We start from the raw sequence: 25,313 nt of genomic DNA, 5'->3' as shown, positions 1-25,313 counted from the left end.
GAGTAGTTTATGAGTAATGGAAATCACCTACGTAATATTCTCATAGGAGGTGTAGTAGCTTTTAGCGTACTTGAGTTTTGCTTCTATCTATCTGGTATATTGTTTGTTCTGTTTGCTGATGGTCCGGATGCTGTGGATTTTAAGGCAATTAATCCTAGTTTGACGCCTTTCCCTCAAGCTCTTTGGCCAACGATTTTTGATCATATACAATATTGTTGGCATCATCCAGAGTTATATAGCCTTGAGCTCAAAATCACATTAATTATATCTTCTGCACTGCCTATCATTGTTTTAATGATTATCTTATGGAATTTAAGAGAAAGGATAATTGAGTGGCGACCATTTAAAAAGAAAGAATCACTGCATGGAGATTCGCAGTGGGCATCAGAGAAAGACATACGAAAAGCAGGATTAAGAAGCAAAAAGGGATTACTGCTTGGTAAAGATAAAAGAGGCTACTTTATTGCTGATGGGTTTCAGCATGCATTATTATTTGCACCTACAGGTTCTGGTAAAGGTGTTGGTTTTGTAATTCCTAATTTATTATTTTGGACTGACTCGGTAATTGTACACGACATAAAGTTAGAAAACTATGAAATAACAAGTGGTTGGCGAGAACGACAAGGACAAAAAGTATACGTATGGAATCCAGCGCAGCCAGATGGAATAAGTCACTGTTACAATCCATTACAATGGATTAGTGAAAAACCTGGACAGATGGTTGACGATGTGCAGAAAATAGCCAACCTAATTATGCCTGAACAAGACTTTTGGCAAAATGAAGCAAGAAGTTTATTTGTTGGAGTGGTATTATACTTACTTGCTGCACCAGAGAAAGTCAAATCTTTTGGTGAAGTTGTGCGTACGATGCGTAGTGATGATGTAGTCTATAATCTTGCTGTTGCTCTTGATACAATGGGTAAAATACTACACCCTGTAGCATATATGAACATTGCAGCTTTTTTACAAAAAGCTGATAAAGAAAGGTCGGGTGTTGTATCAACCATGAACTCATCACTTGAATTGTGGGCAAACCCATTGATTGATACTGCAACTGCGTCAAGTGATTTTAATATTTTAGATTTTAAAAAGAAGAAAACTACAGTTTATGTTGGTTTAACTCCTGACAACTTGACTAGGCTCAGGCCTTTAATGCAGGTTTTTTACCAACAGGCAACTGAGTTTTTATGTAGAAAATTGCCATCGGATGACGAGCCTTATGGCGTATTGTTTTTAATGGATGAGTTTCCTACACTTGGAAAAATGGAGCAATTTCAAACAGGTATTGCATATTTTCGTGGTTATCGAGTTAGGTTATTCTTAATTGTTCAAGATACTGAGCAGCTCAAAGGAATATACGAAGAAGCAGGGATGAACTCCTTTTTGTCAAACTCGACTTACAGAATAACTTTTGCAGCCAATAATATTGAAACAGCTAATTTAATATCGCAACTTATAGGAAACAAAACTGTACAACAAGAATCGTTGAATAAGCCTAAATTTTTAGATTTAAATCCTGCTTCAAGGTCATTACATATCTCTGAAATACAGAGAGCATTGCTATTGCCTCAAGAAGTTATTATGTTGCCACGTGACGATCAGATAATTTTAATAGAGTCGACTTACCCAATTAAATCAAAGAAAATTTTGTACTACAGTGATACCACCTTCACAAGAAGGCTGCTCAAACAAACTCGTGTGCCTACACAAGAACCATATGACCCAAACAAAGTTCTTTCTGCCGCTGCGAGCAAAGATAAGGTTAATAACGAGGGGAATAATGTTCTTGAGGGACCTAATTCAGTTGATTATCCTGCTGAAACTAAAACCGAAGATGCAGTATATGATGAATCAGATGAATTTGCAGACGAAGATATTGATGATGAAGATATCGACGATAAGTTTGAAGATGATGACGAGGAAGATGAGGATAGGAGCGATGATGGGTTTGATGACGAAGAAGAGGAGGATGAATTTGAAGATGAGGATAAATTAAAAAATGACGAGAAGTAAGGTTAACTTTGCCTATTTTTAGCTCAGAAAAGTGCAAGTTATGCAAATAATTAGGTTTTTCATATTAAGCCATTTTTAATTAATTAGTATTAGATTAGCTATTTTAACTAGGGGAGTAGTAATGATTAGTAAAAAAACATTAGCGGTTACAGCACTTGCTTTATTGTTGTCACAACAATCTTTTGCGAGTGAAACAGAAGGGTTTTACTTTGGTAGTGGGTATTATGGTCAATTTTTTAATGGCATGGGTGAACTAAAAACAAGCACTACAGATATCAAAAATTTGTCTATAAATGACAGGGATGCTCAGAACACAAAAGGTCAGTCACTAAGTGAGTATAAAGGAGATTACAATCCACCTTTTGCTGCAAATGTAGCACTTGGTTACACAGGAGAATTGGGTAACAACAGCTATAGGGCTGAATTAGAAGGAATGTATTCTTCTGTAAAAGTGGATAATATTGGTTTAGCAAGTAGTCAAATAACTGTTTCATACCTAAAGGACATTGGTAAGGATGCTGGTAAAAAAACTTATATCTATAGTGCTACAGTTAATCATGACCAAATTGAAAACATGTCTCTAATGGCAAATGTTTATCATCATTGGAAGAGTGACCGTTTCTCTTTTTCTCCTTATGTTGGGGTTGGAGTCGGTGCAACAAGAATGACAATGTTTGAAAAATCGTCAATAAGACCCGCAGGTCAATTAAAAGCTGGCCTTGATTATCACATAAACGAAGATGTAAATATGCATATCGGATATAGAGGTTTTGGTGCTATTGGTGGTGTTATTGGTGATGGTCTTAAACTTACAACGGATGCGCTTGGAGAAATTATAGATGATCCTAATAACAGGGGTAAAAAGAAGCTTGATGATCAGAGTAAACCAGCAAATGCAGCAAAAGAAGATATAAATATAGGTAATACATTGTTTTACACACACGGTATAGAGGCTGGCCTTACTTTCCACTTTGCCAGCAAAGCTTAAACATGTTGCCCTTTTAAAAAATGCATAAAACCGTTCCTGTCATCCTATGCCTTGACCATAGTAAATATAGATCCAAGTAGTCACGCTACTTGGATGACTAGCTAGAGGGTACTGGGATGACATAGGATAATATGGGATGAAGGAAGAAAACATTAGCTATGTTTTTTGCATAACAATGCACCTCTTCATTCCTGCCAAATCATGTACATATTCCTGAAAAGCTAATTTGTATGAGGGTATTATTTTGTCAATATCATTTTGATCTTCACCTATCTCCAATATTGCAAACCCATTTTTTTTAAGGCACTTTTTCAATATTGGAAAAATACTCAAGTAACAGTTTAAACCATCAATTCCACCATCAAGAGCAATTCTTGGCTCTTTTTGCACTTCGGCTTGTAAGTCTTTTAATTTGCTTCTTTTAATATATGGAGGATTGCTAATTATCAGATCAAATGAACCTCTGCACTCTGTCCATGAGCTTGGAAATATTTTGGCTCTGCTGAGAAGATCATGTTTCTTTGTGTTCTGATAGGCAACTTTGTATGCTTCCAAGCTTTTTTCAAAACCGATACCAACGGCATATTCATACTCACTAAGTACGGATATCAATAAACAACCTGTGCCTGTACCAAAATCTGCAATTTTTAGTCTCTGCTTTTTATTTGGGTAATATTTTAACACTGTTGAGATTAATGTTTCACTATCTGGTCTTGGATCCAAAACATGCTGGTTAACTATAAAATTTTTACTCCAGAATTCACGATTACCTATTATTTGCGATATTGGATATCTTTCCGCTCTTTTTTTTGTTAATTTCCAAAATAAAAGTTCTTTCTCCATCGGCACTTGATCAGCATGGTTCATAATTATGAATGATCTTTCCACTCCAAGTACGTGCTGCATGATGATTTCACAATCTAAATGTGGTGATTCAACTTTATGTGACGATAATAACTCCGATCCTTCTTGAATTAAAGTGCTGATTGTTTTCATTATTCTAAAAATATGTTCCTTTCAGCCAAGAATAGCAAGATGAGCTTCCAGTTTAGGGTAGCCGTACTAAATCCCAGTGTCAAGCACGCAGCTGTACGAACATTGCAATTTGCAGATCCAAGTAGCTTGACTACTTGGATCCAGCTAAGTTGGTGAGCATAAAAGTATAGCTAATGCGAGCTTTACGTCATACCGTCACGGTATCTCTAGATTCCGCTAACACGTAGCGGGACGACGAGGTCAGGGTGTCATCCTAGTACCTTCTCCTGTCATCCCAGTGCCCTGACTACTTGGATCCAGGAAAAAGAATGGTGTCATCCAAGTAGCCTCCCTCCCCTGTCATCCCAGTGCCCAGACACTGGGATGGCTTTGTTGCATCGCTAGCTATGATGGATTAAAGATAAAAAAGATGGAGAATATCAGTAGCTTATTATTCTGGTATTTATAACAAGAACGGTCAGTGAATACCTAAATTTGAGTAAAAGAAATTTCACTACCACTCACTAATCCGGCTAAAATTCAAGAATTTCAATGCTTTAGCTATTTTCAATAGAATTAAATTTATTAATATAAATAATAAATTACTATTCTTAAATTTGATCAGATTGATTGCAAAAAAACAAGATTTTCAATAGGTTACTTATAATCCTAACTATAGTTAGCCTTTCATAAGTAGCGATGCAACAAAGCCCACTGGGATCCAGAAAAGTTTGCTTGTAAGCAAGCAAACTAGCACAGAAAGTGGTTACAACATTTTCGATGAGGTTATATGGAAAACTGGATTCCAGTGTCAAGCACTGGAATGACACCTTCCTGCCCAGTTCATGTTGCCATAAATATTAAGAAATTTACCAAGCAAAAAAAAGGCAAAAGAAGCCCTAGTCATTGTCTATTTTCAGTATTGGCGTTTTTTAAGTCTTAAACACTGCAATTTAGCTGCTTTTAAATGCAACTCACCTTAGTTTAAATGTTTAAGAAATTTACTAAGCAAAAAAAAGGCAAAAGATATCCCGTATTAGCTAGTTGTCACTCTCTAATCCTGCAAATTGGCGTACTATACTGTCTTAAACGCTTTATAAGCGCGTTTCAGCTTATATAGGTAAAAACCCAGAAATGTTGTGAAGAAGTAAAGTGTGCATAGTGCAAAAAATTAAAAATAAGACGCCAATTACGTAATACTGTTGTCATTTAATCTGCACAGATTGAAGATAAATGAATACCTTCAGTACCATGATAATGGGGCTGGCGAAGGGTGTCAAGTAAGTTTTTTCGTTTCTACTGAATGACAGTTGTGGCTTGGGAGGTAGTGCAAGAAGTCTACTGATGGCTTTCAAGGCAGTTGAGCTTAATTATTAGAGTAGTAATGTTTATTTTTATATTGACTATTGAGGTTTATTATTTTATAACTAAAAACTTAGTTATTTTAATGAGCTTGAGTTTATAACATATGCCTACGATAAATCAATTAATACGTAAGGGTAGATTAGGATTGACCCATAAGAAAAAGGTACCAGCTTTGGGAGAAAGCAACCCTCAAAGGAGAGGTGTTTGCACTAAGGTGTATACTACAACTCCTAGAAAGCCTAACTCAGCACTCCGTAAAGTAGCCAGAGTAAAAATTAGTGGGTATGGTGAAGTGACGGCTTATATACCTGGTGAAGGTCATAATTTACAAGAACACTCTGTTGTTTTGATACGTGGTGGGCGGGTTAAAGATTTGCCAGGTGTGCGTTATCACATAATAAGAGGTGCCCTTGATCTGTGTGGTGTGCAAAATCGAAAGAAAGCTCGTTCAAAATATGGTGTAAAGAAATCTGGTTAAAGTTTATGGCTCGTCGGAATAAAGCAAAAAAAAGAGAAATAAGTCCTGATTCGCGTTACGGCAGTGTTTTGCTGATGCGTTTCATTAATACAATCATGAAATGTGGTAAAAAATCTACTGCAGAAAAGATTATCTATGACGCTTTGTCTTTAGCTGAAAAGAAAATAGGCGAAGGTGGGTTATCAATTTTTGAGACAGCAGTAGGAAATGTTACTCCTTCTATAGAAGTGCGTTCTCGACGCATTGGTGGTGCAACTTATCAAGTACCTGTTGAAGTTCGACAAGATAGAGCGGTTTCTTTAGCGTTAAGGTGGATTGCTAAAGCAACTTCTGCTGCTCGAAAAAAGAGTGGAAAAACCACTGTTGATTGTTTGCAATCTGAAATACTGGATGCTTATAATAAACGCGGTGGTGCGTTTAAGATGTGCGAAGAAAAATATAAAATGGCTGAATCTAATAAGGCATTTTCTCATCTTCGTTTTTAATGTTAGCTAATTAATTGTGATATGGAAATTGGAATATCTAAATACAGAAATATAGGGATAATGGCTCACATAGATGCTGGTAAGACTACCACAACAGAGCGTATTTTATTTTATACTGGTAAGCAAAATAGAATTGGTGAAGTGCACGATGGTGCAGCTTCTATGGATTGGATGGAGCAGGAAAAAGAGCGTGGTATTACAATCACATCTGCTGCAACAACATGTTTTTGGAATGATCATAGGGTCAATATAATAGACACTCCTGGTCACGTTGATTTCACTATTGAAGTTGAGAGATCTTTAAGGGTTTTGGATGGTGCAGTTGCTGTATTTGATGGAGTTGCTGGAGTTGAACCTCAATCTGAGACAGTGTGGCGTCAAGCTGATAAATATAGCGTTCCTCGTATCTGCTTTGTTAATAAGATGGATAGAATAGGGGCAAATTTTTATCGATGTGTTGATATGATAAAGACGAAGCTTGGTGCAGCACCTTTAGTTATTCATTTACCAATAGGGAGTGAGAAAGATTTCAAAGGTATAATTGACCTTATTTCTATGAAAGCCATTATATGGCAAGAAGAAACGTTGGGCGCTAAATTTTCTTATGAAGATATTCCTTCTGATTTGCTTGATAAGGCTCAAGAATATCGAAATCTTTTATTAGATGCTGCAGCTGAGATGGATGATGAAGCGATGAATACTTACTTTGAGTCTAATGATCTGCCAGTGGATTTACTGAAAAAATGCGTGAGAAATGGGACCATTAAAGGAAAATTTGTTCCTGTGTTGTGTGGATCAGCTTTTAAAAATAAAGGCGTACAACCACTTTTAGATGGTGTGGTTGACTTTTTACCTTCTCCTATTGATGTTGATGTAATTGTTGGAATTGATCCTAAAGATTCAGAAAAGAAAATTGAGGTCAAACCTTCAGAAAAAGAGAAATTTGTTGCTCTTGCATTTAAAGTGATGACGGATAAATTTGTAGGCAGCTTGACGTTTATCCGTATTTATTCTGGTAAATTAAAGTCTAAATCTACCGCTTCAAATGCGTTAAAAAACGAAACTGAAGGGATTGGCAGAATGTTACTTATGCATGCAAATAACCGAGAAGATATAACTGAGGCTAGGGCTGGAGATATAGTTGCTTTAGTTGGGCTAAAGAAAACAACCACCGGAGATACTTTATGTTCTGTTGATTTTCCTATATTATTGGAGCGTATGGAATTTCCTGAGCCTGTTATTGAAATTGCTGTGGAACCTAAAACCACTTCAGATCAGGAAAAATTAGGTATTGCTCTAAATAGGTTGGTTGCAGAAGATCCTTCTTTGAGAATGTCAGTAAATGCGGAAAGTGGCCAGACTATATTGAAAGGCATGGGTGAGCTCCATCTTGAGATTATTGTTGATAGAATGAAGCGCGAATTTAACGTTGAGGCTAACGTCGGTGCTCCTCAGGTTGCATATCGTGAAACTATCACTAAATCTGTTGAAATTGATTACACTCATAAAAAACAATCTGGTGGAGCTGGTCAGTTTGCTAAGGTTAAAATAAAATTTGAACCTCTTGAGCCTGGTTCTGGGTTTCAATTTGAAAGTAAAATTGTAGGTGGTGCTATTCCAAAAGAGTATATTCCTGGGGTAGAAAATGGCTTGGAGTTGATAAAAGAAGGTGGTATAATTTCGGGATTTCCGTTGATTGATTTTAAGGCTACCCTTCTTGATGGTGCTTTTCATGAGGTTGATTCTAGTCCTTTAGCTTTTGAACTTGCTGCTAAAGGTGCTTTTAAAGAGATGGCAAATAAAGCTGGTCCAAAAATGCTGGAGCCTATAATGAAAGTTGAAATCATTACTCCTGAAGAATATATGGGTGATGTTATGGGTGATATAAATAGTAGAAGAGGAAATGTTGCTGATATGCTCGATTTAGGTAATAATAGTAAAATAATTACTGCTTCGGTACCTCTTGCAAATATGTTTGGTTATATCAACGTTTTGCGTTCTATGTCTCAGGGAAGGGCGCAGTATAGTATGCATTTTTCTTGTTATGAGCAAGTGCCACAATATGTGGTTGATGAGTTAAAGTTAGAGTATAATTAAGGGTAATAATTATGACAGCAGTAGTGGAAGCATTTGGAAAGCCGCATGTAAATGTGGGAACAATAGGACATGTGGATCATGGGAAGACGACGTTAACAGCGGCGATAACGAAGCATTATGGAAATTTTGTAGCGTACGATCAGATAGATAAAGCGCCAGAAGAAAGGAAGAGGGGGATAACGATAGCAACAGCGCATGTTGAGTATCAGACGGAAAAAAGGCATTATGCACACGTTGATTGTCCTGGACACGCTGACTATGTAAAGAACATGATAGTAGGTGCAGCACAGATGGATGCGGCGATATTGGTAGTGTCGGGGGTTGATGGGCCAATGCCACAAACGAGAGAGCATATATTGCTGGCGAAGCAGGTAGGTGTTGGATATATCGTGGTGTATATAAATAAAGCTGATGTTGCTGATGCTGATATGATAGATTTAGTAGAAATGGAAGTGAGGGAATTACTGAGTAAATACGGATTTCCAGGGGATGAAGTGCCTGTGGTGGTTGGTTCAGCACTCAAGGCGCTGGAGGATGACAGCAGCGAATATGGAAAGAAATCAATAGACAAATTGATGGAAAAGTTAGATGAATATGTAGCGGTTCCACCAAGGCCTGTGGATTTACCATTTTTATTGCCAATCGAAGATGTATTTTCGATATCGGGGCGAGGAACAGTGGTAACAGGAAGAATAGAGAAGGGAGAGATAAAGACGGGAGAAGAGATAGAGATAATAGGTCTGCAAGCGACGCAAAAGACGATATGCACAGGTGTTGAGATGTTTAAGAAGTTGCTGGATAAGGGAAGTGCAGGACTCAATGTAGGAATATTGTTAAGAGGAACAAAAAGAGAAGAAGTGGAGAGAGGGCAAGTATTAGCGAAACCGGGGACGATAACACCGCATAGAAAGTTTAAGGCGGAGGTTTATATATTAAAGAAAGAGGAAGGAGGAAGGCATACACCATTTTTTGCGAATTACCAGCCACAGTTTTATTTAAGGACAACGGATGTAACTGGGAGCATAAAATTGCTAGATGGGAAGGAGATGGTAATGCCAGGAGATAATGTGAGTGTAGAAGTAGAATTGCAAGTACCGATAGCAATGGATAAGGGATTGCGTTTTGCGATAAGAGAAGGCGGTAGAACTGTTGGTTCTGGTGTTGTTTCTGAAATTTTGGAGTGAGTGTAGTAACTAAGATGAAGCAAGATATATATATTAACATTAAGGCTTTCGATTGTTCTTTATTGGAGGAGTGTGTTCGAAAATTTGTTGATGAATTAAAGCGGTCCAGTGCAAAATTATCTGGTCCGATTGCGTTGCCAAGGAAAGATTCTAAATTTATTGTTAATAGATCTCCTCACGTTGATAAAAAATCTCGTGAACAGTTTGAAATGAGAACTTCTAGGCGTTTGATTGTTTTACATGATCTTACTCCTACTATGATGCAGATGCTTACAGGTTTATCTTTTTCTGCTGGCGTAGAAGTGGATTTAAAAGTCAAGGAAGTTAAGGTTTAGGAGAAGGAAATGAAGAGAATAAATTCGCTGAGGAGAATTGGTTTACTAATGATGAATATTGGTCATACTGCTATGTATTCTGACAATAGTCGCATGGCTGTAACTTTATTGCATCTCAGCGAAACTTATATTATTGATATAAAAGGACAAGATAAATGTGGCTATAATTCAGTCATTTTAGGCACAGGAGATTTTAAAAATATAGCAAAACCTCAGTTGGAATATTTAAAGAAAAAGGGTATAAATAATAAATGTAAGTTATACGAAAGTAGATTAAATGACCTGTCGGAAATAGAATGTGGTAAAAAAGTGGGAATCAATCATTTTGTGGTTGGTCAATATCTTGATATTACGGGTTATTCTATAGGTAAAGGATTTGCTGGTGTGATGAAGCGACATAATTTCAGTGGGCTTAGGGCATCTCATGGTGTTTCTATTGCTCACAGATCACAAGGTTCCACTGGCCAATGTCAGGATCCTGGTAGAGTATTCAAAGGAAAGAAAATGGCTGGTCATTTAGGTAACAGCAGGATAACTGCACAAAATATGAAGATATTATCCATTGATCATGAAAATAGTATAATTGCTGTGAAGGGTAATAATGTTCCTGGGTTTAAAAATTCCTATGTTTTTGTAAGAGATGCAGTTAAAAAATCTTTACATAAAGATGTTCCTTTTCCGGTAGGTTTACTGTTAGATGTAAATGATGATGCTAGTAATTTGGTAAGTTAGTTATGGAATGTAATTTAGTTAATCTATCTAATGATAATGTAGGTACTGCTCAGCTCAATCCTTTGATATTTTCTGCTAAGCAAAAATTGAGTATTTTGCATGATATAGTGAGATGGCAATTAGCGAAGAGAAGAGCTGGTACTCATAAAACAAAAGGTATTAGTGATGTCTCTGGTACAACAGCTAAACCTTATGGTCAAAAACGTACCGGTAGGGCAAGACAAGGGAGCTTGCGATCTCCTCAATTTAGAGGTGGTGGGATTATTTTCGGCCCTGTTGTGAGGAGTCATACTTATTTTCTTAATAAGAAGGTACGCAAATTTGGTTTAAAAATTGCTTTATCTCTAAAGTATTTAAATAATCAAGTAATTATTCTGGATAATTTAAATATTGATGTGAAGAAAACGTCTGAAATGTGTAAATGTATTAAAAATTTTAAATTTTCTTCCTTTTTGATAGTTGGTGATTATGGAGATGATTTGTTGCGTGCGGCTAAAAACTTGCACTATGTAGACTTAATCAAACCTATTGGGTTAAATGTTTTTGATATATTGAATCACGAATGCGTGATGTTGACAAAGGATACTTTAAAGCATCTTGAAGGTAGATTGTTATGATCAAATATAATAATATAATAAAATCTCCTATAATTACAGAAAAGGCCTCTTTTTTGAGGGAGAAGTTTAATAAATATTCTTTGTATGTTTTTGTAAATGTAAATAAGCGTCAAATAAAGTTGGCAATAGAGTCTCTATTTGATGTTAAAATTTCTTCTATAAATGTTGTTAGAATTAAGCCTAAATATAGGCGTTTTAGGGGTGTGATTGGTTGTGAAAAACAGAAAAAGAAAGTTTATTTTTCTTTGATGGATGGTCAAAAATTAGATATAATGAGCGTTTAGTATGGGTATGAAATTTTTTAATCCTGTTACTCCGTCTTCTCGTGGGACTGTGTTAGTAAGTAAAGTTGGTTTATCAAAAGATGAGCCAGAAAAGTCTCTTACATCCGGTAAAAAGTCCAGTGGTGGAAGAAATAATCATGGTAGAATTACAACTCGTCATAGGGGTGGTGGTCACAAAAAGAAGTATAGAGTGATAGATTTTAAGCGTAATAGAAGTGGTCAAGGTATAGTTGAAAAAATAGAGTATGACCCAAATAGAAGTGGGTTTTTGGCGTTAATATCATATAAGGAAGATGATATTAAGTCTTATATATTAGCTCCTCAAGGTATGAAGCCAGGTGATGTTGTTACAGCTGGGAATGATGCTGATATTTTGCCAGGGAATTGTTTACTACTCAAGCATATACCTGTTGGTTCTTTCGTTCATAATGTTGAGCTGAAGCCAGGTAATGGTGCTGCGATTGCTAGAGCTGCTGGTTGTTATGCACAAATCGTTGGTCGTGATGGCCAATATGTTTTATTACGACTCAGGTCTGGTCAAATTAGGTTGATTTTATCTTCTTGCAAGGCTACTATTGGTGTAGTATCTAACCCTGACCATAAGAATAGAAAGTTGGGTAAAGCTGGGAGAAGTAGGTGGCTTGGGATTAGACCTACTGTACGTGGAGTTGCAATGAATCCGGTTGACCATCCTCATGGAGGCGGGGAAGGAAAAACCTCTGGTGGTCGTCATCCTGTTACTCCTTGGGGTGTTGCAACAAAAGGAAAGAAAACTCGAAGGAGAAATAAATCTAGTGATAAGTATATAAAACAATTGAAAGGTTAGTTTATGAGTAGATCTGCATGGAAGCCTCCTTTTTGTCATCCTTCTATATTAAAGTCGGTGAATAATGCTTTAAACAAGGGGTTTGTTAACATGGCTATAAAAGTTCATTCCAGGGCTTCTGTAATTCTTCCTAATTGTTTAGGTTTAAAGTTTGCTGTTTATAATGGTAAGGATTACATTCCTGTGAATGTTAATGATCAGAATATGATAGGTCATAAGTTTGGTGAGTTTTCACCCACTCGTAAATTTACTGGGCATAGTGGTGATAAAAAGGCGACAAGAAGGTAATTGATATGAAAAACAGAGATGTAATAGTTAAAGCTGGTTCTAGGGTTTTAAAATCAACTCCTCGTAAATTGAATTTGGTTGCTGGTTTAGTACGTAATAAAAAAGTTTCTTTTGCCACTGTGCAATTAAGATTTTGTGAAAAGAAAGCTGCAGGTCTTATAAGGAAGGTATTAAATTCTGCGATTGCTAATGCTCAAAATTATGGATTGGATATCGATAATTTATATATAAAAGAAATTTTAATAGGTAAGTCTCTTACTTTGCGTAGGGTATGTCCAAAAGCTATGGGTAGAGCTAATAGAGTTAGTAAACGTTATAGTAATATAACTGTAAAATTGGGGGAAATTATATGATTCATAAAAATAGAAAATTAATAAGGAAAGTGCAAAAATATGGGAAACGTTAATCCTAAAGGATTTAGGTTAAAAATAATTAATACTTGGTCATCTATTTGGTATGCTGAGAAGGGTTATAAACAAGGGTTGCATCAAGATTTATCTATTCGCAGTTATATAAATGAATCTTTTAAGCATGCTGGTGTTTCTAAAGTAATTATAGAGCGTACGATCGATTTGGTATCTGTAATAATACATTCTTCTAGACCTGGAGTGATAATAGGTAAGAAAGGCTCGGATATTGAGAAGATAAAGCAAAAGATAGCTGAAAAAGTAAAAAATAATGTGGAAGTGAATGTAGTAGGGGTTAAAAGGTCTGAAATAGATGCAGTTTTAATATCAAACAGCATTGCACAGCAGTTAGAAAAAAGGGTTTCATTTAGAAGAGCGATGAAAAAAGCTATTCAAAGTTGTTTGAGGATGGGTGCTAGAGGTATTAAAGTAAGTTGTTCTGGGCGCCTTGGCGGAGCTGAGATAGCTCGTACTGAGTGGTATAAAGAAGGCCGTTTGCCTTTGCATACTTTACGTGCTAATATAGATTATGCTTTTGCTGAAGCAAAAACTATATATGGCATCATAGGAGTTAAGGTCTGGGTTTATATTGGTAACTAATTAGGTATATTGAAATGTTTATTCCTAAAAAAAGTAAATATAAAAAAGTATTTAAAGGACGAATTAAGGGTAACACGAAAGGTGGTAGCACATTATCTTTTGGAGATTATGGTCTAAAGGCTATGGAAGCAGGTAGGATTCAATCTAAGCATATTGAAACTGCAAGGCGTGTAATATCTAGAACATTAAAACGCTCTGGTAAAGTGTGGATAAGAATTTTTCCTGATACCCCTGTTAGTAAAAAGCCGGCGGATGTGCGTATGGGTAAAGGGAAAGGTAGTGTTGAGTTTTGGGTATTTAAAGCTAAGCCCGGTAGAATGTTGTTTGAAATTAGCAGTGATGTTCCCATGCATTTAGCAAGATTGGCGCTTGAAAAGGCAACTGCTAAGCTTCCTATGAAGTGTAAATTTGTATCTAATCATAATTAAATGGAGTTGCAATGGATATAGCTGACATTGAATCGAGGTCCTCGCAAGAATTGCATGAAATTCTTGTGAATTTGAGAAAAGAGTTTGTTAATTTGGTTTTTCAAAAGAAGCTGGGCCAGTGCAACAATATTTCGCGTTTTAGCTTAATAAGAAAGAGCATAGCTCGTATTTTAACTACATTAAATAAAAGAAGAAGAGAGGAAAAGAATGCCTAAAAAGGTTTTTTGTGGTACTGTAACTAAGGCTAAGTGTGATAAGACTGTAAAGGTTTCGGTATTACAAGTGTATAAGGATGAGCTGTATAAAAAGGTTATAAAAAAATACAAGAAGTATACAGCACATGATGAGAATAATAGTTGTAAAGAAGGGGACAAGGTTTTAATACAAGAACACAAGCCTATTTCTACTACTAAAAAATGGGTTATTGTTAATAGCTCACATTGAATAGGATATTTATATGATTCAAAAAAATACATTGTTGGAAGTAGCTGATAATTCTGGCGCGCGTGCAGTGCTTTGTATTGGTTTATTGGGTGGTAGAAAGTCTGCATCTATAGGTGACACAGTTATTGTATCTACTAAATCTATTACTCCAAGAGGGAAAGTTGAGAAGGGAAAAGTATATAGAGCAGTTGTGGTGAGGGTGAAAAGCCCTATTAGAAAATCTGATGGTTCTGTAATTCGTTTTTCTAGCAATGCTGTAGTTTTGATTAACGATCAAGGTGAACCACTTGGCACTCGGGTGTTTGGTCCGGTAAAAAAGTTATCATCTGGTTCTTTTATGAAGATAATGTCATTAGCTGTTGAGGTTTTATAATGAGTGCTAAAATAAAAAGTGGTGACGACGTTATAGTTTTAACTGGTAAAGATAAGGGAAAAATTGGTAAGGTAATCAAAGTTATAGCACGTGATGCTAAAAAGAAAGTAATTGTTTCTGGAGTGAATGTGCATAAGAGACATACTAAACCAAAAGCTGGTAGTAGTGGTGGTATATTAAATAAAGAGTTAGCTATTGATATATCCAACGTTGCAACATTGGACCCTAAATATAAAACTCCAACTAGAGTGGGGTTTAAGGTTATAGACGGTAGAAAAGTGCGTTTTGCAAAAGTTTCTGGAGAAGTGATAGATTAGGTTGATATGTTTAAAGAATTGTATAAAGATAGCATAGTAAAGTCCTTGAAGGATAAGTTTAATTATGGCAATATAATGCAAGTGCCTAAACTTGTCAAGGTGTGTATCAATATGGGCGTTGGAGATGCTGCTACAGATAGTAAAGCAATAAATGAACCACTTGATAGCCTATATTTGATTGCTGGGCAGAAGCCTTTATCAACTTTTGCAAAAAAATCTATTTCTGGCTTCAAGATCAGAAAAGGTGCTACAGTAGGTTGCAAAGTAACTTTGCGTAGAGATAAAATGTATGAGTTTTTAGAAAGATTGATATATATTGCTTTGCCAAGGGAAAAAGATTTTAGAGGATTTAGTGTGAAGCAATTTGACGGTAATGGTAATTTTTCCTTTGGTATAAAGGAACATATCTCGTTTTTAGAAATAGACTATGATAAAATAAGTAAAATTAGAGGTATGGATATTAATATTATAACAAGTGCAGTTAGTGATAAGGAAGCAAAGGAATTATTACTGGCTCTTAAATTTCCTTTTTTTGATTAATTGAGAGGAGAAATATATGGCAAAAAAATCTATGATAGAAAGAAATCTTCGCAGAATAAAGTTGTGCGATCAATATAAAGAAAAAAGAGAAAAATTGAAATCTATAATAAATAATAAGAATTTGTCTATTGTAGAAAGGTTTACAGCTCAAAATAAATTAATTAAAAAATTGCCTAGAAATTCTTCTAAAACCAAAATTAGAAATAGGTGTGCTTTAACTGGGAGACCAAGAGGAGTATATAGAAAATTTGGTTTATGTAGAATTGTTTTGCGTGATTTATGTTCTTTTGGGCAAATTCCAGGAGTTACAAAGTCTAGTTGGTAAATATAATATAAGGAGTATATTGTGGCGTTATCTGATAGTATTGGTGATTTTTTAACAAGGATACGTAATGCTCAATTGGCAATGCATAGGGCAACAAGGGTACTATTTTCTAAGATGAATTCTTCTATATTGGAGATTTTAAAAGAGGAAGGGTATATCCTTGATTATGAAAAGCAAGTTGTAGATAATTTACCTTCTTTCATTGTAAAATTGAAGTATTATGAAAAGTCACCTGTAATTAGTGACATAGTTAGGGTGTCAAAGCCTGGTTGTCGTCGTTATTCTAAGTATAAGGACATTTCTAAAGCATATAATGGTCTTGGTATTTTTATTATATCGACACCCAAAGGAGTGATGACTGATTATAATGCACATAAGTTAAAGGTTGGTGGAGAAGTTTTGTGTCGTGTGTTTTAAATAATAGGAGAAATTCATGTCTCGTATAGGTGCTGCTCCTATCAATATTCCTGCTGGTGTTTCAGTTGAATATAATAATGGTAGTATGTTAATAAAGAGTGCTAAGGCTGAAAAGGAAGTTAGCTTGATCAGGGATGTTGTGTGTCAGATTATTGATAATCAGCTATTGCTTTCTGTTGATCAAGATAAAGATAATTATGATAAAATAAAGCCTATGTGGGGCACTTATAGGAGTAATATTAATAATATCATTAACGGCATGGTTGATGATTTTTCTGTTAATCTTGAGATTAACGGTGTGGGATATAAGGCAGAGTGTGATGGTAAGTATTTGACTTTGTATCTTGGTTATAGCCATAATGTTAAATATAAAGTGCCTAAAGATGTTGAGATTAAGTGCATAAAGCCAACTCACTTAGTAGTTAGTGGTATGGATAAGCAGAAGGTCTATATGGTGGCGTCTGATATATGCAAAATTAGAAAATATGATCCTTATAAAGGTAAGGGTGTTGTAATAAAAGGCAAATTTATGCTGCGTAAGGTTGTAAGTAAAAAGAAGTAATAAAAATGAAAAGATCGTATAATTTTTTAAGTAATTCTGAAAAAAGGAAGTTACGTAATAGAGCGAAGCTTGACAAGAGCGCTGAACGTTTACGTATATCCATATTTAAATCTAATAGGCATTTTTATGTCCAGTTAATTAATGATGTAAAAGGAATAACTCTCACTTCAGCTTCTACTTTGGATGCTAAAATTAAGGATGTATGTAAAGGGAAAGTCAACGCTGAAACTGTAAAACAGGTTTCTTCTTTAATGGTTGAGCGTCTGTCTGGCATGAAATTAGAGCAGCAGCTTACGTTTGATCGTGGAGCGTATAAATACACAGGATTAGTTTCTCAATTTGCTGAGGCTTTAAGAAGTTCTGGATTTGAATTTTAGAAGGTTTTGAATATGGCTATAAAGAATTTACAAAATAATAATGATTTATCAGAGCTTTTAGTTTCGGTACGAAGAGTGACAACGGTTACCAAAGGTGGTAGAAGATTTTCATTTTCAATTTTGGTTGTTGTTGGCGATGAGAAGGGTAGGGTAGGGTGTGGAATAGGTAAGCACGCAGAAGTTGCTGAAGCAAGAGTCAAAGCTGTAAATGCTGCAAAGAAATCAATGATTAGAGTGTACTTGCGTGAAGGTAGAACTTTGCATCATGATATTAAAGCTAAATTTTGTTCTGGTGAGATAGTTTTAAGAACCGCAAGAGCCGGAACAGGTATTATTGCTGGTGGAGCGATTAGATCAGTTTTTGAGGTGTTAGGTATAAAGGATGTGGTAGCTAAATCCACTAGATCAAATAATCCTCATAACGTTATATGTGCGGTGTTTAAGGCTTTTGATAGTATGTTATCTCCTCGTCAGGTAGCAAGCAAAAGAGGCAAAAAGATTAGCGAGATAGTTGGAAACAGGTAAAGTATGAATAATGCTGTAAAATTAAACTCTATATTTACTAAATTATCTAAGAAAAAGAAGCCTAAGTTGCTGGGTAGAGGTATCGGTTGTGGTAAAGGTAAAACATCCGGTAGAGGGCATAAAGGGCAGAAGGCTAGAAGTGGAGTTTCTATAAATGGTTTTGAGGGTGGACAACAGTCTATATATACTCGTTTGCCTAAAAGAGGTTTTAAGCCTATACGTAGGAGCATATACTCTATAATTAATGTTGGCGATATACAGCGCTTAATGGAAGCTAAAAAAATAGTGAAAGACTCTGTTATAGATAAGGAGAGGCTGTATAAATTAGGTTTTATAAAGTCTATTAAGGGTAAAATTAAACTTCTTAATAAAGGTAAGTTGAGCGAAAAATTTGTGTTTCATGTTGATTTTGCGTCAGAAGCTGCAAAAAAATCTGTAGCTTCAGTTGGTGGTAGTGTGGAAATACTATCGTAAGTCATGGGCAATAAATCAGCATTTAATAGCTTGGATCCTACGTTGTTATATAAAGGCGATTTATTAAAGCGTATATTTTTTACGCTAATAGCTTTAATTTGCTATCGCTTGGGTACTTATGTGCCTATTCCTGGAATTAATCTTGATGTAATTAATGATATATTTCCCAAAGATGGCTCAGGCGTTTTTGGAGTATTTAATTTATTTTCTGGTGGTGCATTGGCTAGAATGACAATTCTAGCATTGAACGTTATGCCATATATAATGGCTTCTATCATTATTCAGTTACTTTCTTCTGCGATTAAAGGAATGAAGGAAGTTAAGAATGATGGAGAGTCAGGCCGTAGAAAGATGAATTCTTATATACGCTATCTGACCATAGTAATTTGTGTATTTCAATCAATTCCAATTTTGGTTGGATTGGAAGGGATGAATAGGGAAGGGGTATTGGTTGTAATCGAACCTGGTGTTATGTTTCGTACAATAGGTGTTTTCAGCCTTTTAGGTGGAACTATGCTTTTAATATGGCTTGGTGAACGAATCAGCGCTAGCGGTATAGGCAATGGTATCTCATTAATCATTTTCACGGGTATAATATCAGAGTTACACAGCGCTTTGTCATCTTTGTTAACGTTAAATAAAAACGGTAGCGTATCGTTATTTATTATCCTTTTTGTTTTGGTATTGTTTTTTTTGCTGCTACTCTTAGTTATTTTTGTAGAGTCTTCTTATAGAAAGGTTATTGTTCAACATCCTAAAAAGCAATTTAAAAGATTACATAATGACGATTTTACTTATATTCCATTGAAGATTAATTTATCTGGTGTAGTACCAACCATTTTTGCTAATGCAATTTTATTGACACCTATTTCAATTGCAAATTTCTATAAGGGGCACGCTTTTTCTGATTTTATTTTGAATTACTTTATGGCAAATAAAGTAGTATATATTGTAGCCTATTTGGTGCTGATAGTATTTTTTAATTTTTTCTATACCAATTTTATATTTAATCCAGAGGAAAACGCAGATTTTCTTAAAAAAAATGGTGGTTTTATACCTGGTAGAAGGCCTGGGAAACATACTTCTGATTACCTTCAAGATATAGTTTTTAAGTTGACATTCATTGGCTCTGCGTATTTGGTAGTCATATGTACTGTACCTGAAGTTATGAGATATTATTATGATATACCATTTATTTTTGGTGGGACGAGCTTACTGATTATAGTGAACGTTATTACTGATACTATTATGCAAATACAATCTTATATTTTTTCAAATAGGTACGACAACTGGATAAAGAAATATGAGTCTAAAACGAGGAAAGTAAGATGATCATTACGATTTTTGGTCCTCCAGGTTCTGGTAAAGGTACTCAGTCAAGCTTGTTAATAGCAAAATATAATTTAAAATTAATTTCAGTAGGGGATTTATTAAGGAATATTATATCTAGCAGTAATGAGTTAGGTAAAAAAATAAAGGGTACCGTGGAATCTGGTAATTTAATTCAAGATGAAATTATATGTGGATTATTACGTGACCAGCTTGCATTAGTGGATGATAATTGCTTATTAGATGGTTTTCCGAGAAATTTAAACCAGGCTCATTTTTTGACTCAAGTTTTGCAAGAAAAATATAATAGGGATGTTGACATTGTAGTTGAGCTGCAGCTTGACGATAATATTGCAATCGATAGGTTAAAAAATCGTCTCGCGTGTTTGGACTGTAAAAGCATATATAGTGTATCTTCTTTTAAGAGTACTACTTGTGCTAAATGTAAAAGTACGAGGTTAGAGAAAAGAATTGATGATGCTGATATGTCTGCAATTAATAAGAGAATAAGTGAATATCACCTTCAAATGAAAGGTTTACGCGAGTATTATAAAGGCAAATTATTAACAATTGACGCTAATTTGAGTGTTGATGAGGTAACGCAAGAGATTGAAAGTAAAATTTCTTGTAATTTGGTTTGACTCTGAGTTGTTTTATGGTATAAATTAAGAGTTGTTATTAATAAAGTATCGAGGTACCAGTGGCACGTATTGCAGGCATAAATATTCCAGTGAGGAAATGTGTTCCTTTTGCATTAACTTATATATATGGTATAGGTATTGCTACTGCGAATGTAATTTGTCACGCTTGCGAAGTTGATAAGCGCAAACGTGTTTCAGAATTACGAGATGAAGATATAGAAAAGATCAGCGGTTTCATTAGACAAAATTATGTTATAGAAGGTGAGCTCAGAAAAGAAGTGGCTATGAACATAAAATCTTTAGTGGAAATGGGATGCTATAGAGGGGTGAGGCATAGAAAAGGTTTACCTGTGAGAGGGCAAAGGACTCATACTAATGCTAAGACTCGTAAAGGTAGATCTCGGTTGCCTATTGCTGGGAAAAAATAAAATTTATTATTATTGTGAGTTTTAATGAAAAAAGTCAAAACGGTTGGTAAGAGTAAGAAGGAGTTTATTACTGGTGTTGTCCATATTCGTGCAACTTTTAATAATACTTTTGTAAATGTAACTGATGTTCATGGTAATACGCTATGTCAAACTTCTGTGGGTGCATGTGGTTTTTCAGGTTCGAGAAAATCCACACCTTATGCTGCAGGTAAGGCTGCGGAGTCTGCTGCGAAGAACGCAATGGAGAGATTTGGTATGAAGGTTGTCTCTGTAATAATTCGCGGTCCTGGCTTTGGTACCGAAGCTGCGGTTAAAGCACTTCAGAGCTGTGGGTTGACTGTGACTTCAATTGCAGATAAAACCGCAATTCCTCATAATGGGTGCAGGTTAAGAAAAAAAAGAAGAGTATAGGATATTTGAAAAGGTTGTTTTATGTATTATAATAATGATGTTTCTCTCTGTAGCAATTTAGATAAATTGATTAAACCTAGTTCAGTTAAGGTAATATCAGATGATTCAAGTGAAAAAAGTGATATAGTGCTAGAACCGTTGGAAAGTGGTTTTGCTTTAACATTAGGTAATGCATTAAGACGTGTAATGTTATCTTCTCTTAAAGGTAGTGCTGTTTATGGAATAAAAATTGAAGATGTAACTCATGAGTTCACTTCAATTCAAGGGGTGAGAGAAGACGTAACTGATATAGTATTAAATATGGGTATGTTGAGGTGTAAATTAAATGGTGCTTCTAATAAATGCTTAAATTTAAACGCTAAAGGGCCTTGCCAGGTATTAGCTGGGATGATAGAAACTGATGATCAATGCTCTATTGTTAATAAAGATTTGTTAATATGTACGCTGGGGCAAAATGTGGAGCTTAACATGACCATATATGTGGCTAGCGGAAAAGGTTATCTTCCTGTAACTAAATATAAAGAAAATGAACTTGTGAAGCTTATGAGCGAACAGGATTTAATAGGTTTTATTCCAGTTAATGCTTTGTATAGCCCTGTCAACAGGGTTTCGTACAAGGTAGAGAACAGTCGTGTTGGCCAAGTTACTGATAAGGATAAGCTGATATTGTCAATTGAAACTGATGGTACAATCTCTCCGAGTCAAGCTGTTGACTTTGCTGCAAGAATATTACAGGAGCAACTTCAGCCCTTTATTAGTTCTGATGTGAGTTATAAAAAATCGCAAGTTTCTTCATCTAGTGGTGCTAAAGACTTGGGTTATGACCCTGTCTTATTGCGTAAGGTAGATGAAATGGAATTATCTGTCAGGTCTCATAACTGTCTGAAAAACGAAAACATCACTTATATAGGTGATCTTGTGCAGAAGACAGAAGGTGAAATGTTAAGAACTGCTAATTTTGGCAGAAAGTCTTTGAATGAGATTAAGGCAGTTTTGGTTAATTTTGGCTTGTCTTTGGGTATGAATGTGCTAAACTGGCCGCCTAAAGATATAGATGAGTTGGCTAAACAACATACTGATGAAGATTAGGTGATATATGAAACATGGAATAAAAAAACGTAAACTATCTCTTTGTACTGAACATAGATTATCGATGTTAAAGAATCTGTCTATCTCATTAATTAACCATGAGCAGATTGTAACTACTTTACCAAAAGCTAAGGAACTTCGTCCATATGTCGAAAAGTTTATTACAATTGCTAAGAATAAGAATACTTTACATGGTAGAAGACTTTTGCTTTCACGCCTTCATAATAGTAAGTTAGCAGTTGATAAGTTATTAAACGTCTTAGCCAGCCGTTATCAAGATCGTAAAGGTGGGTATTCTAGAATAATAAAATTTAGCACTCGAAAGGGTGATTGTGCTTCAATGGCAGTGATAGAACTGGTTGATAGGGATGTTGCAGCAAGAGGTAAGGTTTATAGTAAAAATAGAGAAGGAGGCAAAGTAGTTATACAAAGTTAATTATTATCATAATTGTTCTTCTTATGGTAAGTAGGTTACGCTACTTTATAGGTTACTTTGGCGAATTGTTAATTTTAGCGTATTTAAGGCTGAAATGGTATAATGTTATAAAACGCCGTTACCGTTGTAAGTTCGGTGAAATTGACTTAATTGTATCTAAAAAAAAGGAGCTGATTTTTATAGAAGTTAAAACAAGTTTACTTGGAAAAGAAATACCGATATCTCATCTTCAATGTCAGTCTATTATAAATTCTTCTAAGTATTTCTTAAGTAAAAACCTTAGTTTTTTAAATTATTCAGTCAGATATGATTTATATTTTCTTTCCTTAAAGAGAAGACCTGTTTATATAAAAAATGCTTGGATTGAAGAATGAAAGATTTATAGCTGAATTAATTTAGATTTACTGGATTTAATATGAAAAAGACCCAATACAATAATTTAGTTTCATCTTACGCTAGAGTGCTGTTTCATGTCTCAGGAAGCAGGTTAGGTATTATAAGGAAAGAAGTAGAATTTTTGTTGGCTTTTTTTAAGGATCAACGTGACGTTTTTGTGTACCTATCCCATCCTATGATTTCTTTTGCACACAAAAAAAAAGTGATACTTTCTATAAATGAGCACTTGAGTGAGAATTTAGTAAAATTTATTATGGTTATATTTGCAAATAAACGCTCTAGTTTATTGATCTTTATATTAGAAAAATTCTTAAGTCTTGCAAGAAAAAATGAAAATGAATTCGAGATTACTATAAAGTCAGCAGAAACTTTAAAGGAATCTGATATAAAAATAATTACTGAATCTTTGAGCTTTCTTGGTAAAATAATAAAAGTAAGCAATGTGGTTGACCCTTCTATACTAGGTGGCTTCGTAGTTAGGTATGGTTTTAATTTGATCGATGCTTCGCTAAAAAGTTACTTGGATAGGTTAGTTGACTTAAGTAAAATGGAAATATTGAAAGTAAGGAATTTTGTATGAAGAACAGTATGAATGTTTCTGAGATAGCAAGTGTAATAAGGGAAAAAGTTGAGACGTTTGATAATCCTATAAAGCGGGAAAATATAGGTGAAGTAATTTCAGTAACAGATGGTATTGCATTGGTTTATGGACTGGAAAAAGCAAAATTCGGTGAAAAGGTATTTTTTGCAAGCGGTGTAGAAGGAATAGTTCTTGATTTAGATCATGATACGGCTGGAATAGTTGTGCTTGGTAATGACCGTGATGTGAAAGAAGGGGACGTTGTAAAATGTAGTGGTAATGTTGTGCAGGTGCCTGTAGGGCATGAATTATTAGGAAGAGTTGTAAATGCATTAGGTCAGCCTATAGATGGTTGCGGAGAAATTAGAACTAAAAATAGGATGGATATAGAATCCAAAGCGCCAGGTATTATTGATCGTAAATCTGTGCATGAACCGTTGCAAACAGGAATTAAAATTATAGATTTGCTAATTCCAATAGGTAGAGGGCAACGTGAATTAATTATTGGCGATAGACAAATTGGTAAAACTACTATTGCGCTTGATACTATTATAAATCAGAAGAAGATTAATGATGAAGTAGATGAAAATCAAAAAGTTTACTGTGTTTATGTTGCTATTGGACAAAAAATTTCAACAGTAGCAAAAGTGGTAAATAAGCTAAAAGAAAGTGGAGCATTAGAGTATACAACTGTAGTTGTGGCTAGTGCATCTGACTGCGCGCCTATGCAATTTTTAGCACCTTATGCTGGTTGCACTATTGGGGAATTTTTTCGTGACAATGGAATGCATTGTTTGATTGTATATGATGATTTATCTAAGCATGCTGTAGCATATAGGCAGATGTCTTTATTGCTCAGACGTCCTCCTGGTCGTGAAGCTTACCCTGGAGATATATTCTATGTACATTCTCGCTTGCTTGAAAGAGCTGCTAAAATGTCTGATAAAAAAGGGCAGGGGTCTTTAACTGCTTTGCCAATTGTCGAAACTCAAGCTGGTGATGTATCTGCATATGTGCCAACAAATGTTATTTCAATTACCGATGGGCAGATCTTTCTTGAGTCTGAATTATTTTATAAAGGATTTCGACCTGCAGTAAATATAGGTTTGTCAGTTTCACGGGTTGGTTCTGCTGCACAATTAAAGTCTGTGAAAAAAGTTGCTGGTTCTATAAAGCTAAGCTTAGCTCAGTATAGAGAATTAGAAGATTTTGCAAAATTTGGTTCTGATCTTGATGCTAGTGTTCAATTATCCTTGAATAAGGGTAAATATCTTGTTGAGTTATTAAAGCAAAAACAACATTTACCTATGCCAATAGAAGAGCAAGTAGTGCTGATGTATATTTTTTCTAGTCTATATAATCAGTTAAGTAAAATACAAATAAGTAACGTTAATAAATTTGAACATGATCTTATTAATTATTTTCGTACTGTACACCGTGGGGTTTTAAAAAAGTTGTCAAATGACATGAATGGTGATATAAAAGATGATATTTTTAATATTGTGAGTAATTTTGTTACTCAATTTAATTGCGTTTAGGTGGTAATT

37 protein-coding genes are annotated in these 25,313 nt (G+C 35.1%); 36 read left to right on the top strand and 1 reads right to left on the bottom strand.

The genetic code is table 11. The features are described from left to right. The first annotated feature begins 9 nt into the window (after positions 1–9). The gene (locus OOL03_RS05475) at positions 10–2,013 is read left to right on the top strand and encodes a type IV secretory system conjugative DNA transfer family protein (protein ID WP_264707228.1); all 2,004 of its coding nucleotides are present in this window, start codon (positions 10–12) and stop codon (positions 2,011–2,013) included. A gap of 121 nt (positions 2,014–2,134) precedes the next feature. Then, positions 2,135–3,001, top strand: a complete 867-nt coding sequence (locus tag OOL03_RS05470; protein WP_264707227.1) for a P44/Msp2 family outer membrane protein — start codon at positions 2,135–2,137, stop codon at positions 2,999–3,001. A gap of 156 nt (positions 3,002–3,157) precedes the next feature. Here OOL03_RS05470 and prmC read toward each other — a convergent pair whose 3' ends face one another. Beyond that, the gene (prmC, locus tag OOL03_RS05465; protein WP_077188468.1) at positions 3,158–3,997 is read right to left on the bottom strand and encodes a peptide chain release factor N(5)-glutamine methyltransferase; all 840 of its coding nucleotides are present in this window, start codon (positions 3,995–3,997) and stop codon (positions 3,158–3,160) included. Between the two features lie 769 nt (positions 3,998–4,766). Here prmC and OOL03_RS05460 point away from each other — a divergent pair. From OOL03_RS05460 to atpA, 34 genes are all read left to right on the top strand, one after another. Continuing rightward, complete coding sequence (locus OOL03_RS05460) at positions 4,767–4,919, top strand: hypothetical protein (RefSeq protein WP_007549315.1); 153 nt, start codon at positions 4,767–4,769, stop codon at positions 4,917–4,919. Positions 4,920–5,444: 525 nt separating this feature from the next. Further along, complete coding sequence (gene rpsL / locus OOL03_RS05455; protein WP_264707226.1) at positions 5,445–5,819, top strand: 30S ribosomal protein S12; 375 nt, start codon at positions 5,445–5,447, stop codon at positions 5,817–5,819. A gap of 5 nt (positions 5,820–5,824) precedes the next feature. Further along, positions 5,825–6,304: a 30S ribosomal protein S7 gene (gene rpsG / locus OOL03_RS05450; RefSeq protein WP_264707225.1), complete on the top strand. Its 480-nt coding sequence runs from the start codon at positions 5,825–5,827 to the stop codon at positions 6,302–6,304. Positions 6,305–6,325: 21 nt separating this feature from the next. Beyond that, entirely contained in the window at positions 6,326–8,401 is a 2,076-nt protein-coding gene (gene fusA, locus OOL03_RS05445) for an elongation factor G (RefSeq protein ID WP_236514502.1), read from the top strand. An 11-nt stretch (positions 8,402–8,412) separates the two neighbouring features. Then, positions 8,413–9,585, top strand: a complete 1,173-nt coding sequence (tuf, locus tag OOL03_RS05440) for an elongation factor Tu (protein WP_253303378.1) — start codon at positions 8,413–8,415, stop codon at positions 9,583–9,585. Positions 9,586–9,599: 14 nt separating this feature from the next. After that, positions 9,600–9,920 carry a 30S ribosomal protein S10 gene (gene rpsJ / locus OOL03_RS05435; protein WP_012673184.1) on the top strand — a complete coding sequence of 107 codons (321 nt, stop codon included), beginning with the start codon at positions 9,600–9,602 and terminating at the stop codon, positions 9,918–9,920. Positions 9,921–9,929: 9 nt separating this feature from the next. Further along, complete coding sequence (gene rplC, locus OOL03_RS05430; protein WP_264707224.1) at positions 9,930–10,652, top strand: 50S ribosomal protein L3; 723 nt, start codon at positions 9,930–9,932, stop codon at positions 10,650–10,652. A gap of 2 nt (positions 10,653–10,654) precedes the next feature. Continuing rightward, a complete protein-coding gene (gene rplD, locus OOL03_RS05425; protein ID WP_264707223.1) occupies positions 10,655–11,269 on the top strand; it encodes a 50S ribosomal protein L4 in 615 nt (204 codons plus the stop codon). Beyond that, positions 11,266–11,553 (top strand): 50S ribosomal protein L23, encoded by a 288-nt coding sequence (locus tag OOL03_RS05420; protein WP_015589144.1) that lies wholly within the window; start codon positions 11,266–11,268, stop codon positions 11,551–11,553. Before rplD ends, OOL03_RS05420 begins: the two co-directional genes overlap by 4 nt. 1 nt (position 11,554) lies before the next feature. Beyond that, positions 11,555–12,379, top strand: coding sequence for a 50S ribosomal protein L2 (gene rplB / locus OOL03_RS05415; protein ID WP_015589143.1), 825 nt, complete (start codon positions 11,555–11,557; stop codon positions 12,377–12,379). Between the two features lie 3 nt (positions 12,380–12,382). After that, a complete protein-coding gene (gene rpsS / locus OOL03_RS05410) occupies positions 12,383–12,667 on the top strand; it encodes a 30S ribosomal protein S19 (protein WP_006279181.1) in 285 nt (94 codons plus the stop codon). A gap of 5 nt (positions 12,668–12,672) precedes the next feature. Continuing rightward, on the top strand, positions 12,673–13,020 hold the full coding sequence (rplV, locus tag OOL03_RS05405; protein ID WP_007549821.1) for a 50S ribosomal protein L22: 348 nt from the start codon (positions 12,673–12,675) through the stop codon (positions 13,018–13,020). Between the two features lie 39 nt (positions 13,021–13,059). Further along, a complete protein-coding gene (gene rpsC, locus OOL03_RS05400; RefSeq protein ID WP_010962753.1) occupies positions 13,060–13,674 on the top strand; it encodes a 30S ribosomal protein S3 in 615 nt (204 codons plus the stop codon). A gap of 14 nt (positions 13,675–13,688) precedes the next feature. Then, the gene (rplP, locus tag OOL03_RS05395; protein WP_010962752.1) at positions 13,689–14,102 is read left to right on the top strand and encodes a 50S ribosomal protein L16; all 414 of its coding nucleotides are present in this window, start codon (positions 13,689–13,691) and stop codon (positions 14,100–14,102) included. A gap of 11 nt (positions 14,103–14,113) precedes the next feature. Continuing rightward, positions 14,114–14,317: a 50S ribosomal protein L29 gene (gene rpmC / locus OOL03_RS05390; protein WP_006279350.1), complete on the top strand. Its 204-nt coding sequence runs from the start codon at positions 14,114–14,116 to the stop codon at positions 14,315–14,317. Continuing rightward, positions 14,310–14,546: a 30S ribosomal protein S17 gene (gene rpsQ / locus OOL03_RS05385; RefSeq protein WP_007549925.1), complete on the top strand. Its 237-nt coding sequence runs from the start codon at positions 14,310–14,312 to the stop codon at positions 14,544–14,546. Before rpmC ends, rpsQ begins: the two co-directional genes overlap by 8 nt. A gap of 13 nt (positions 14,547–14,559) precedes the next feature. Continuing rightward, positions 14,560–14,919 carry a 50S ribosomal protein L14 gene (gene rplN / locus OOL03_RS05380; RefSeq protein ID WP_006279348.1) on the top strand — a complete coding sequence of 120 codons (360 nt, stop codon included), beginning with the start codon at positions 14,560–14,562 and terminating at the stop codon, positions 14,917–14,919. Then, positions 14,919–15,236 carry a 50S ribosomal protein L24 gene (rplX, locus tag OOL03_RS05375; RefSeq protein WP_006279347.1) on the top strand — a complete coding sequence of 106 codons (318 nt, stop codon included), beginning with the start codon at positions 14,919–14,921 and terminating at the stop codon, positions 15,234–15,236. Before rplN ends, rplX begins: the two co-directional genes overlap by 1 nt. A 6-nt stretch (positions 15,237–15,242) precedes the next feature. After that, entirely contained in the window at positions 15,243–15,776 is a 534-nt protein-coding gene (rplE, locus tag OOL03_RS05370; protein ID WP_010962750.1) for a 50S ribosomal protein L5, read from the top strand. Positions 15,777–15,792: 16 nt separating this feature from the next. Beyond that, positions 15,793–16,101, top strand: coding sequence for a 30S ribosomal protein S14 (gene rpsN / locus OOL03_RS05365; RefSeq protein WP_006279345.1), 309 nt, complete (start codon positions 15,793–15,795; stop codon positions 16,099–16,101). 21 nt (positions 16,102–16,122) lie between these two features. Next, complete coding sequence (gene rpsH, locus OOL03_RS05360; protein WP_007551150.1) at positions 16,123–16,518, top strand: 30S ribosomal protein S8; 396 nt, start codon at positions 16,123–16,125, stop codon at positions 16,516–16,518. A 16-nt stretch (positions 16,519–16,534) separates the two neighbouring features. Continuing rightward, positions 16,535–17,080, top strand: a complete 546-nt coding sequence (gene rplF / locus OOL03_RS05355) for a 50S ribosomal protein L6 (protein ID WP_264707220.1) — start codon at positions 16,535–16,537, stop codon at positions 17,078–17,080. A 5-nt stretch (positions 17,081–17,085) separates the two neighbouring features. After that, entirely contained in the window at positions 17,086–17,457 is a 372-nt protein-coding gene (gene rplR / locus OOL03_RS05350) for a 50S ribosomal protein L18 (protein WP_264707219.1), read from the top strand. A gap of 12 nt (positions 17,458–17,469) precedes the next feature. Further along, positions 17,470–17,982, top strand: a complete 513-nt coding sequence (gene rpsE / locus OOL03_RS05345) for a 30S ribosomal protein S5 (protein ID WP_010962748.1) — start codon at positions 17,470–17,472, stop codon at positions 17,980–17,982. Between the two features lie 3 nt (positions 17,983–17,985). Next, positions 17,986–18,456 carry a 50S ribosomal protein L15 gene (gene rplO / locus OOL03_RS05340; protein WP_213862995.1) on the top strand — a complete coding sequence of 157 codons (471 nt, stop codon included), beginning with the start codon at positions 17,986–17,988 and terminating at the stop codon, positions 18,454–18,456. A gap of 3 nt (positions 18,457–18,459) precedes the next feature. Continuing rightward, entirely contained in the window at positions 18,460–19,788 is a 1,329-nt protein-coding gene (gene secY, locus OOL03_RS05335; RefSeq protein WP_010962747.1) for a preprotein translocase subunit SecY, read from the top strand. Further along, a complete protein-coding gene (locus OOL03_RS05330; protein WP_182366930.1) occupies positions 19,785–20,426 on the top strand; it encodes an adenylate kinase family protein in 642 nt (213 codons plus the stop codon). Before secY ends, OOL03_RS05330 begins: the two co-directional genes overlap by 4 nt. A 59-nt stretch (positions 20,427–20,485) precedes the next feature. Beyond that, the gene (gene rpsM, locus OOL03_RS05325) at positions 20,486–20,854 is read left to right on the top strand and encodes a 30S ribosomal protein S13 (RefSeq protein WP_010962745.1); all 369 of its coding nucleotides are present in this window, start codon (positions 20,486–20,488) and stop codon (positions 20,852–20,854) included. A 24-nt stretch (positions 20,855–20,878) separates the two neighbouring features. Next, the gene (gene rpsK / locus OOL03_RS05320; RefSeq protein ID WP_065094543.1) at positions 20,879–21,265 is read left to right on the top strand and encodes a 30S ribosomal protein S11; all 387 of its coding nucleotides are present in this window, start codon (positions 20,879–20,881) and stop codon (positions 21,263–21,265) included. 21 nt (positions 21,266–21,286) lie between these two features. Continuing rightward, a complete protein-coding gene (locus tag OOL03_RS05315; protein ID WP_264707217.1) occupies positions 21,287–22,354 on the top strand; it encodes a DNA-directed RNA polymerase subunit alpha in 1,068 nt (355 codons plus the stop codon). A gap of 7 nt (positions 22,355–22,361) precedes the next feature. After that, positions 22,362–22,790: a 50S ribosomal protein L17 gene (gene rplQ / locus OOL03_RS05310; RefSeq protein WP_264704994.1), complete on the top strand. Its 429-nt coding sequence runs from the start codon at positions 22,362–22,364 to the stop codon at positions 22,788–22,790. A 23-nt stretch (positions 22,791–22,813) separates the two neighbouring features. Continuing rightward, positions 22,814–23,164 carry a YraN family protein gene (locus OOL03_RS05305; RefSeq protein WP_264707216.1) on the top strand — a complete coding sequence of 117 codons (351 nt, stop codon included), beginning with the start codon at positions 22,814–22,816 and terminating at the stop codon, positions 23,162–23,164. Between the two features lie 41 nt (positions 23,165–23,205). Then, complete coding sequence (gene atpH / locus OOL03_RS05300) at positions 23,206–23,766, top strand: ATP synthase F1 subunit delta (RefSeq protein WP_264704995.1); 561 nt, start codon at positions 23,206–23,208, stop codon at positions 23,764–23,766. After that, entirely contained in the window at positions 23,763–25,304 is a 1,542-nt protein-coding gene (atpA, locus tag OOL03_RS05295; RefSeq protein ID WP_264707215.1) for a F0F1 ATP synthase subunit alpha, read from the top strand. The genes atpH and atpA overlap by 4 nt, the downstream gene beginning before the upstream one ends. Positions 25,305–25,313 lie beyond the last annotated feature (9 nt).

It is taken from the genome of Wolbachia endosymbiont (group A) of Acrocera orbiculus, assembly GCF_947250015.1.
Classification (GTDB): domain Bacteria; phylum Pseudomonadota; class Alphaproteobacteria; order Rickettsiales; family Anaplasmataceae; genus Wolbachia; species Wolbachia pipientis.
The sequence above is the reverse complement of the archived record's forward strand: the minus strand, read 5'-3'. Positions and strand labels throughout refer to the sequence as shown.

Excerpts from the sequence above, each read along its gene's own strand:
- OOL03_RS05475 (WP_264707228.1), top strand. The coding sequence starts at position 10 with ATGAGTAATGGAAATCACCTACGTAATATTCTCATAGGAGGTGTAGTA.
- OOL03_RS05470 (WP_264707227.1), top strand. The coding sequence starts at position 2,135 with ATGATTAGTAAAAAAACATTAGCGGTTACAGCACTTGCTTTATTGTTG.
- prmC (WP_077188468.1), bottom strand. The coding sequence starts at position 3,997 with ATGAAAACAATCAGCACTTTAATTCAAGAAGGATCGGAGTTATTATCG.
- OOL03_RS05460 (WP_007549315.1), top strand. The coding sequence starts at position 4,767 with ATGGAAAACTGGATTCCAGTGTCAAGCACTGGAATGACACCTTCCTGC.
- rpsL (WP_264707226.1), top strand. The coding sequence starts at position 5,445 with ATGCCTACGATAAATCAATTAATACGTAAGGGTAGATTAGGATTGACC.
- rpsG (WP_264707225.1), top strand. The coding sequence starts at position 5,825 with ATGGCTCGTCGGAATAAAGCAAAAAAAAGAGAAATAAGTCCTGATTCG.
- fusA (WP_236514502.1), top strand. The coding sequence starts at position 6,326 with ATGGAAATTGGAATATCTAAATACAGAAATATAGGGATAATGGCTCAC.
- tuf (WP_253303378.1), top strand. The coding sequence starts at position 8,413 with ATGACAGCAGTAGTGGAAGCATTTGGAAAGCCGCATGTAAATGTGGGA.
- rpsJ (WP_012673184.1), top strand. The coding sequence starts at position 9,600 with ATGAAGCAAGATATATATATTAACATTAAGGCTTTCGATTGTTCTTTA.
- rplC (WP_264707224.1), top strand. The coding sequence starts at position 9,930 with ATGAAGAGAATAAATTCGCTGAGGAGAATTGGTTTACTAATGATGAAT.
- rplD (WP_264707223.1), top strand. The coding sequence starts at position 10,655 with ATGGAATGTAATTTAGTTAATCTATCTAATGATAATGTAGGTACTGCT.
- OOL03_RS05420 (WP_015589144.1), top strand. The coding sequence starts at position 11,266 with ATGATCAAATATAATAATATAATAAAATCTCCTATAATTACAGAAAAG.
- rplB (WP_015589143.1), top strand. The coding sequence starts at position 11,555 with ATGGGTATGAAATTTTTTAATCCTGTTACTCCGTCTTCTCGTGGGACT.
- rpsS (WP_006279181.1), top strand. The coding sequence starts at position 12,383 with ATGAGTAGATCTGCATGGAAGCCTCCTTTTTGTCATCCTTCTATATTA.
- rplV (WP_007549821.1), top strand. The coding sequence starts at position 12,673 with ATGAAAAACAGAGATGTAATAGTTAAAGCTGGTTCTAGGGTTTTAAAA.
- rpsC (WP_010962753.1), top strand. The coding sequence starts at position 13,060 with ATGGGAAACGTTAATCCTAAAGGATTTAGGTTAAAAATAATTAATACT.
- rplP (WP_010962752.1), top strand. The coding sequence starts at position 13,689 with ATGTTTATTCCTAAAAAAAGTAAATATAAAAAAGTATTTAAAGGACGA.
- rpmC (WP_006279350.1), top strand. The coding sequence starts at position 14,114 with ATGGATATAGCTGACATTGAATCGAGGTCCTCGCAAGAATTGCATGAA.
- rpsQ (WP_007549925.1), top strand. The coding sequence starts at position 14,310 with ATGCCTAAAAAGGTTTTTTGTGGTACTGTAACTAAGGCTAAGTGTGAT.
- rplN (WP_006279348.1), top strand. The coding sequence starts at position 14,560 with ATGATTCAAAAAAATACATTGTTGGAAGTAGCTGATAATTCTGGCGCG.
- rplX (WP_006279347.1), top strand. The coding sequence starts at position 14,919 with ATGAGTGCTAAAATAAAAAGTGGTGACGACGTTATAGTTTTAACTGGT.
- rplE (WP_010962750.1), top strand. The coding sequence starts at position 15,243 with ATGTTTAAAGAATTGTATAAAGATAGCATAGTAAAGTCCTTGAAGGAT.
- rpsN (WP_006279345.1), top strand. The coding sequence starts at position 15,793 with ATGGCAAAAAAATCTATGATAGAAAGAAATCTTCGCAGAATAAAGTTG.
- rplF (WP_264707220.1), top strand. The coding sequence starts at position 16,535 with ATGTCTCGTATAGGTGCTGCTCCTATCAATATTCCTGCTGGTGTTTCA.
- rplR (WP_264707219.1), top strand. The coding sequence starts at position 17,086 with ATGAAAAGATCGTATAATTTTTTAAGTAATTCTGAAAAAAGGAAGTTA.
- rpsE (WP_010962748.1), top strand. The coding sequence starts at position 17,470 with ATGGCTATAAAGAATTTACAAAATAATAATGATTTATCAGAGCTTTTA.
- rplO (WP_213862995.1), top strand. The coding sequence starts at position 17,986 with ATGAATAATGCTGTAAAATTAAACTCTATATTTACTAAATTATCTAAG.
- secY (WP_010962747.1), top strand. The coding sequence starts at position 18,460 with ATGGGCAATAAATCAGCATTTAATAGCTTGGATCCTACGTTGTTATAT.
- OOL03_RS05330 (WP_182366930.1), top strand. The coding sequence starts at position 19,785 with ATGATCATTACGATTTTTGGTCCTCCAGGTTCTGGTAAAGGTACTCAG.
- rpsK (WP_065094543.1), top strand. The coding sequence starts at position 20,879 with ATGAAAAAAGTCAAAACGGTTGGTAAGAGTAAGAAGGAGTTTATTACT.
- OOL03_RS05315 (WP_264707217.1), top strand. The coding sequence starts at position 21,287 with ATGTATTATAATAATGATGTTTCTCTCTGTAGCAATTTAGATAAATTG.
- rplQ (WP_264704994.1), top strand. The coding sequence starts at position 22,362 with ATGAAACATGGAATAAAAAAACGTAAACTATCTCTTTGTACTGAACAT.
- OOL03_RS05305 (WP_264707216.1), top strand. The coding sequence starts at position 22,814 with ATGGTAAGTAGGTTACGCTACTTTATAGGTTACTTTGGCGAATTGTTA.
- atpH (WP_264704995.1), top strand. The coding sequence starts at position 23,206 with ATGAAAAAGACCCAATACAATAATTTAGTTTCATCTTACGCTAGAGTG.
- atpA (WP_264707215.1), top strand. The coding sequence starts at position 23,763 with ATGAAGAACAGTATGAATGTTTCTGAGATAGCAAGTGTAATAAGGGAA.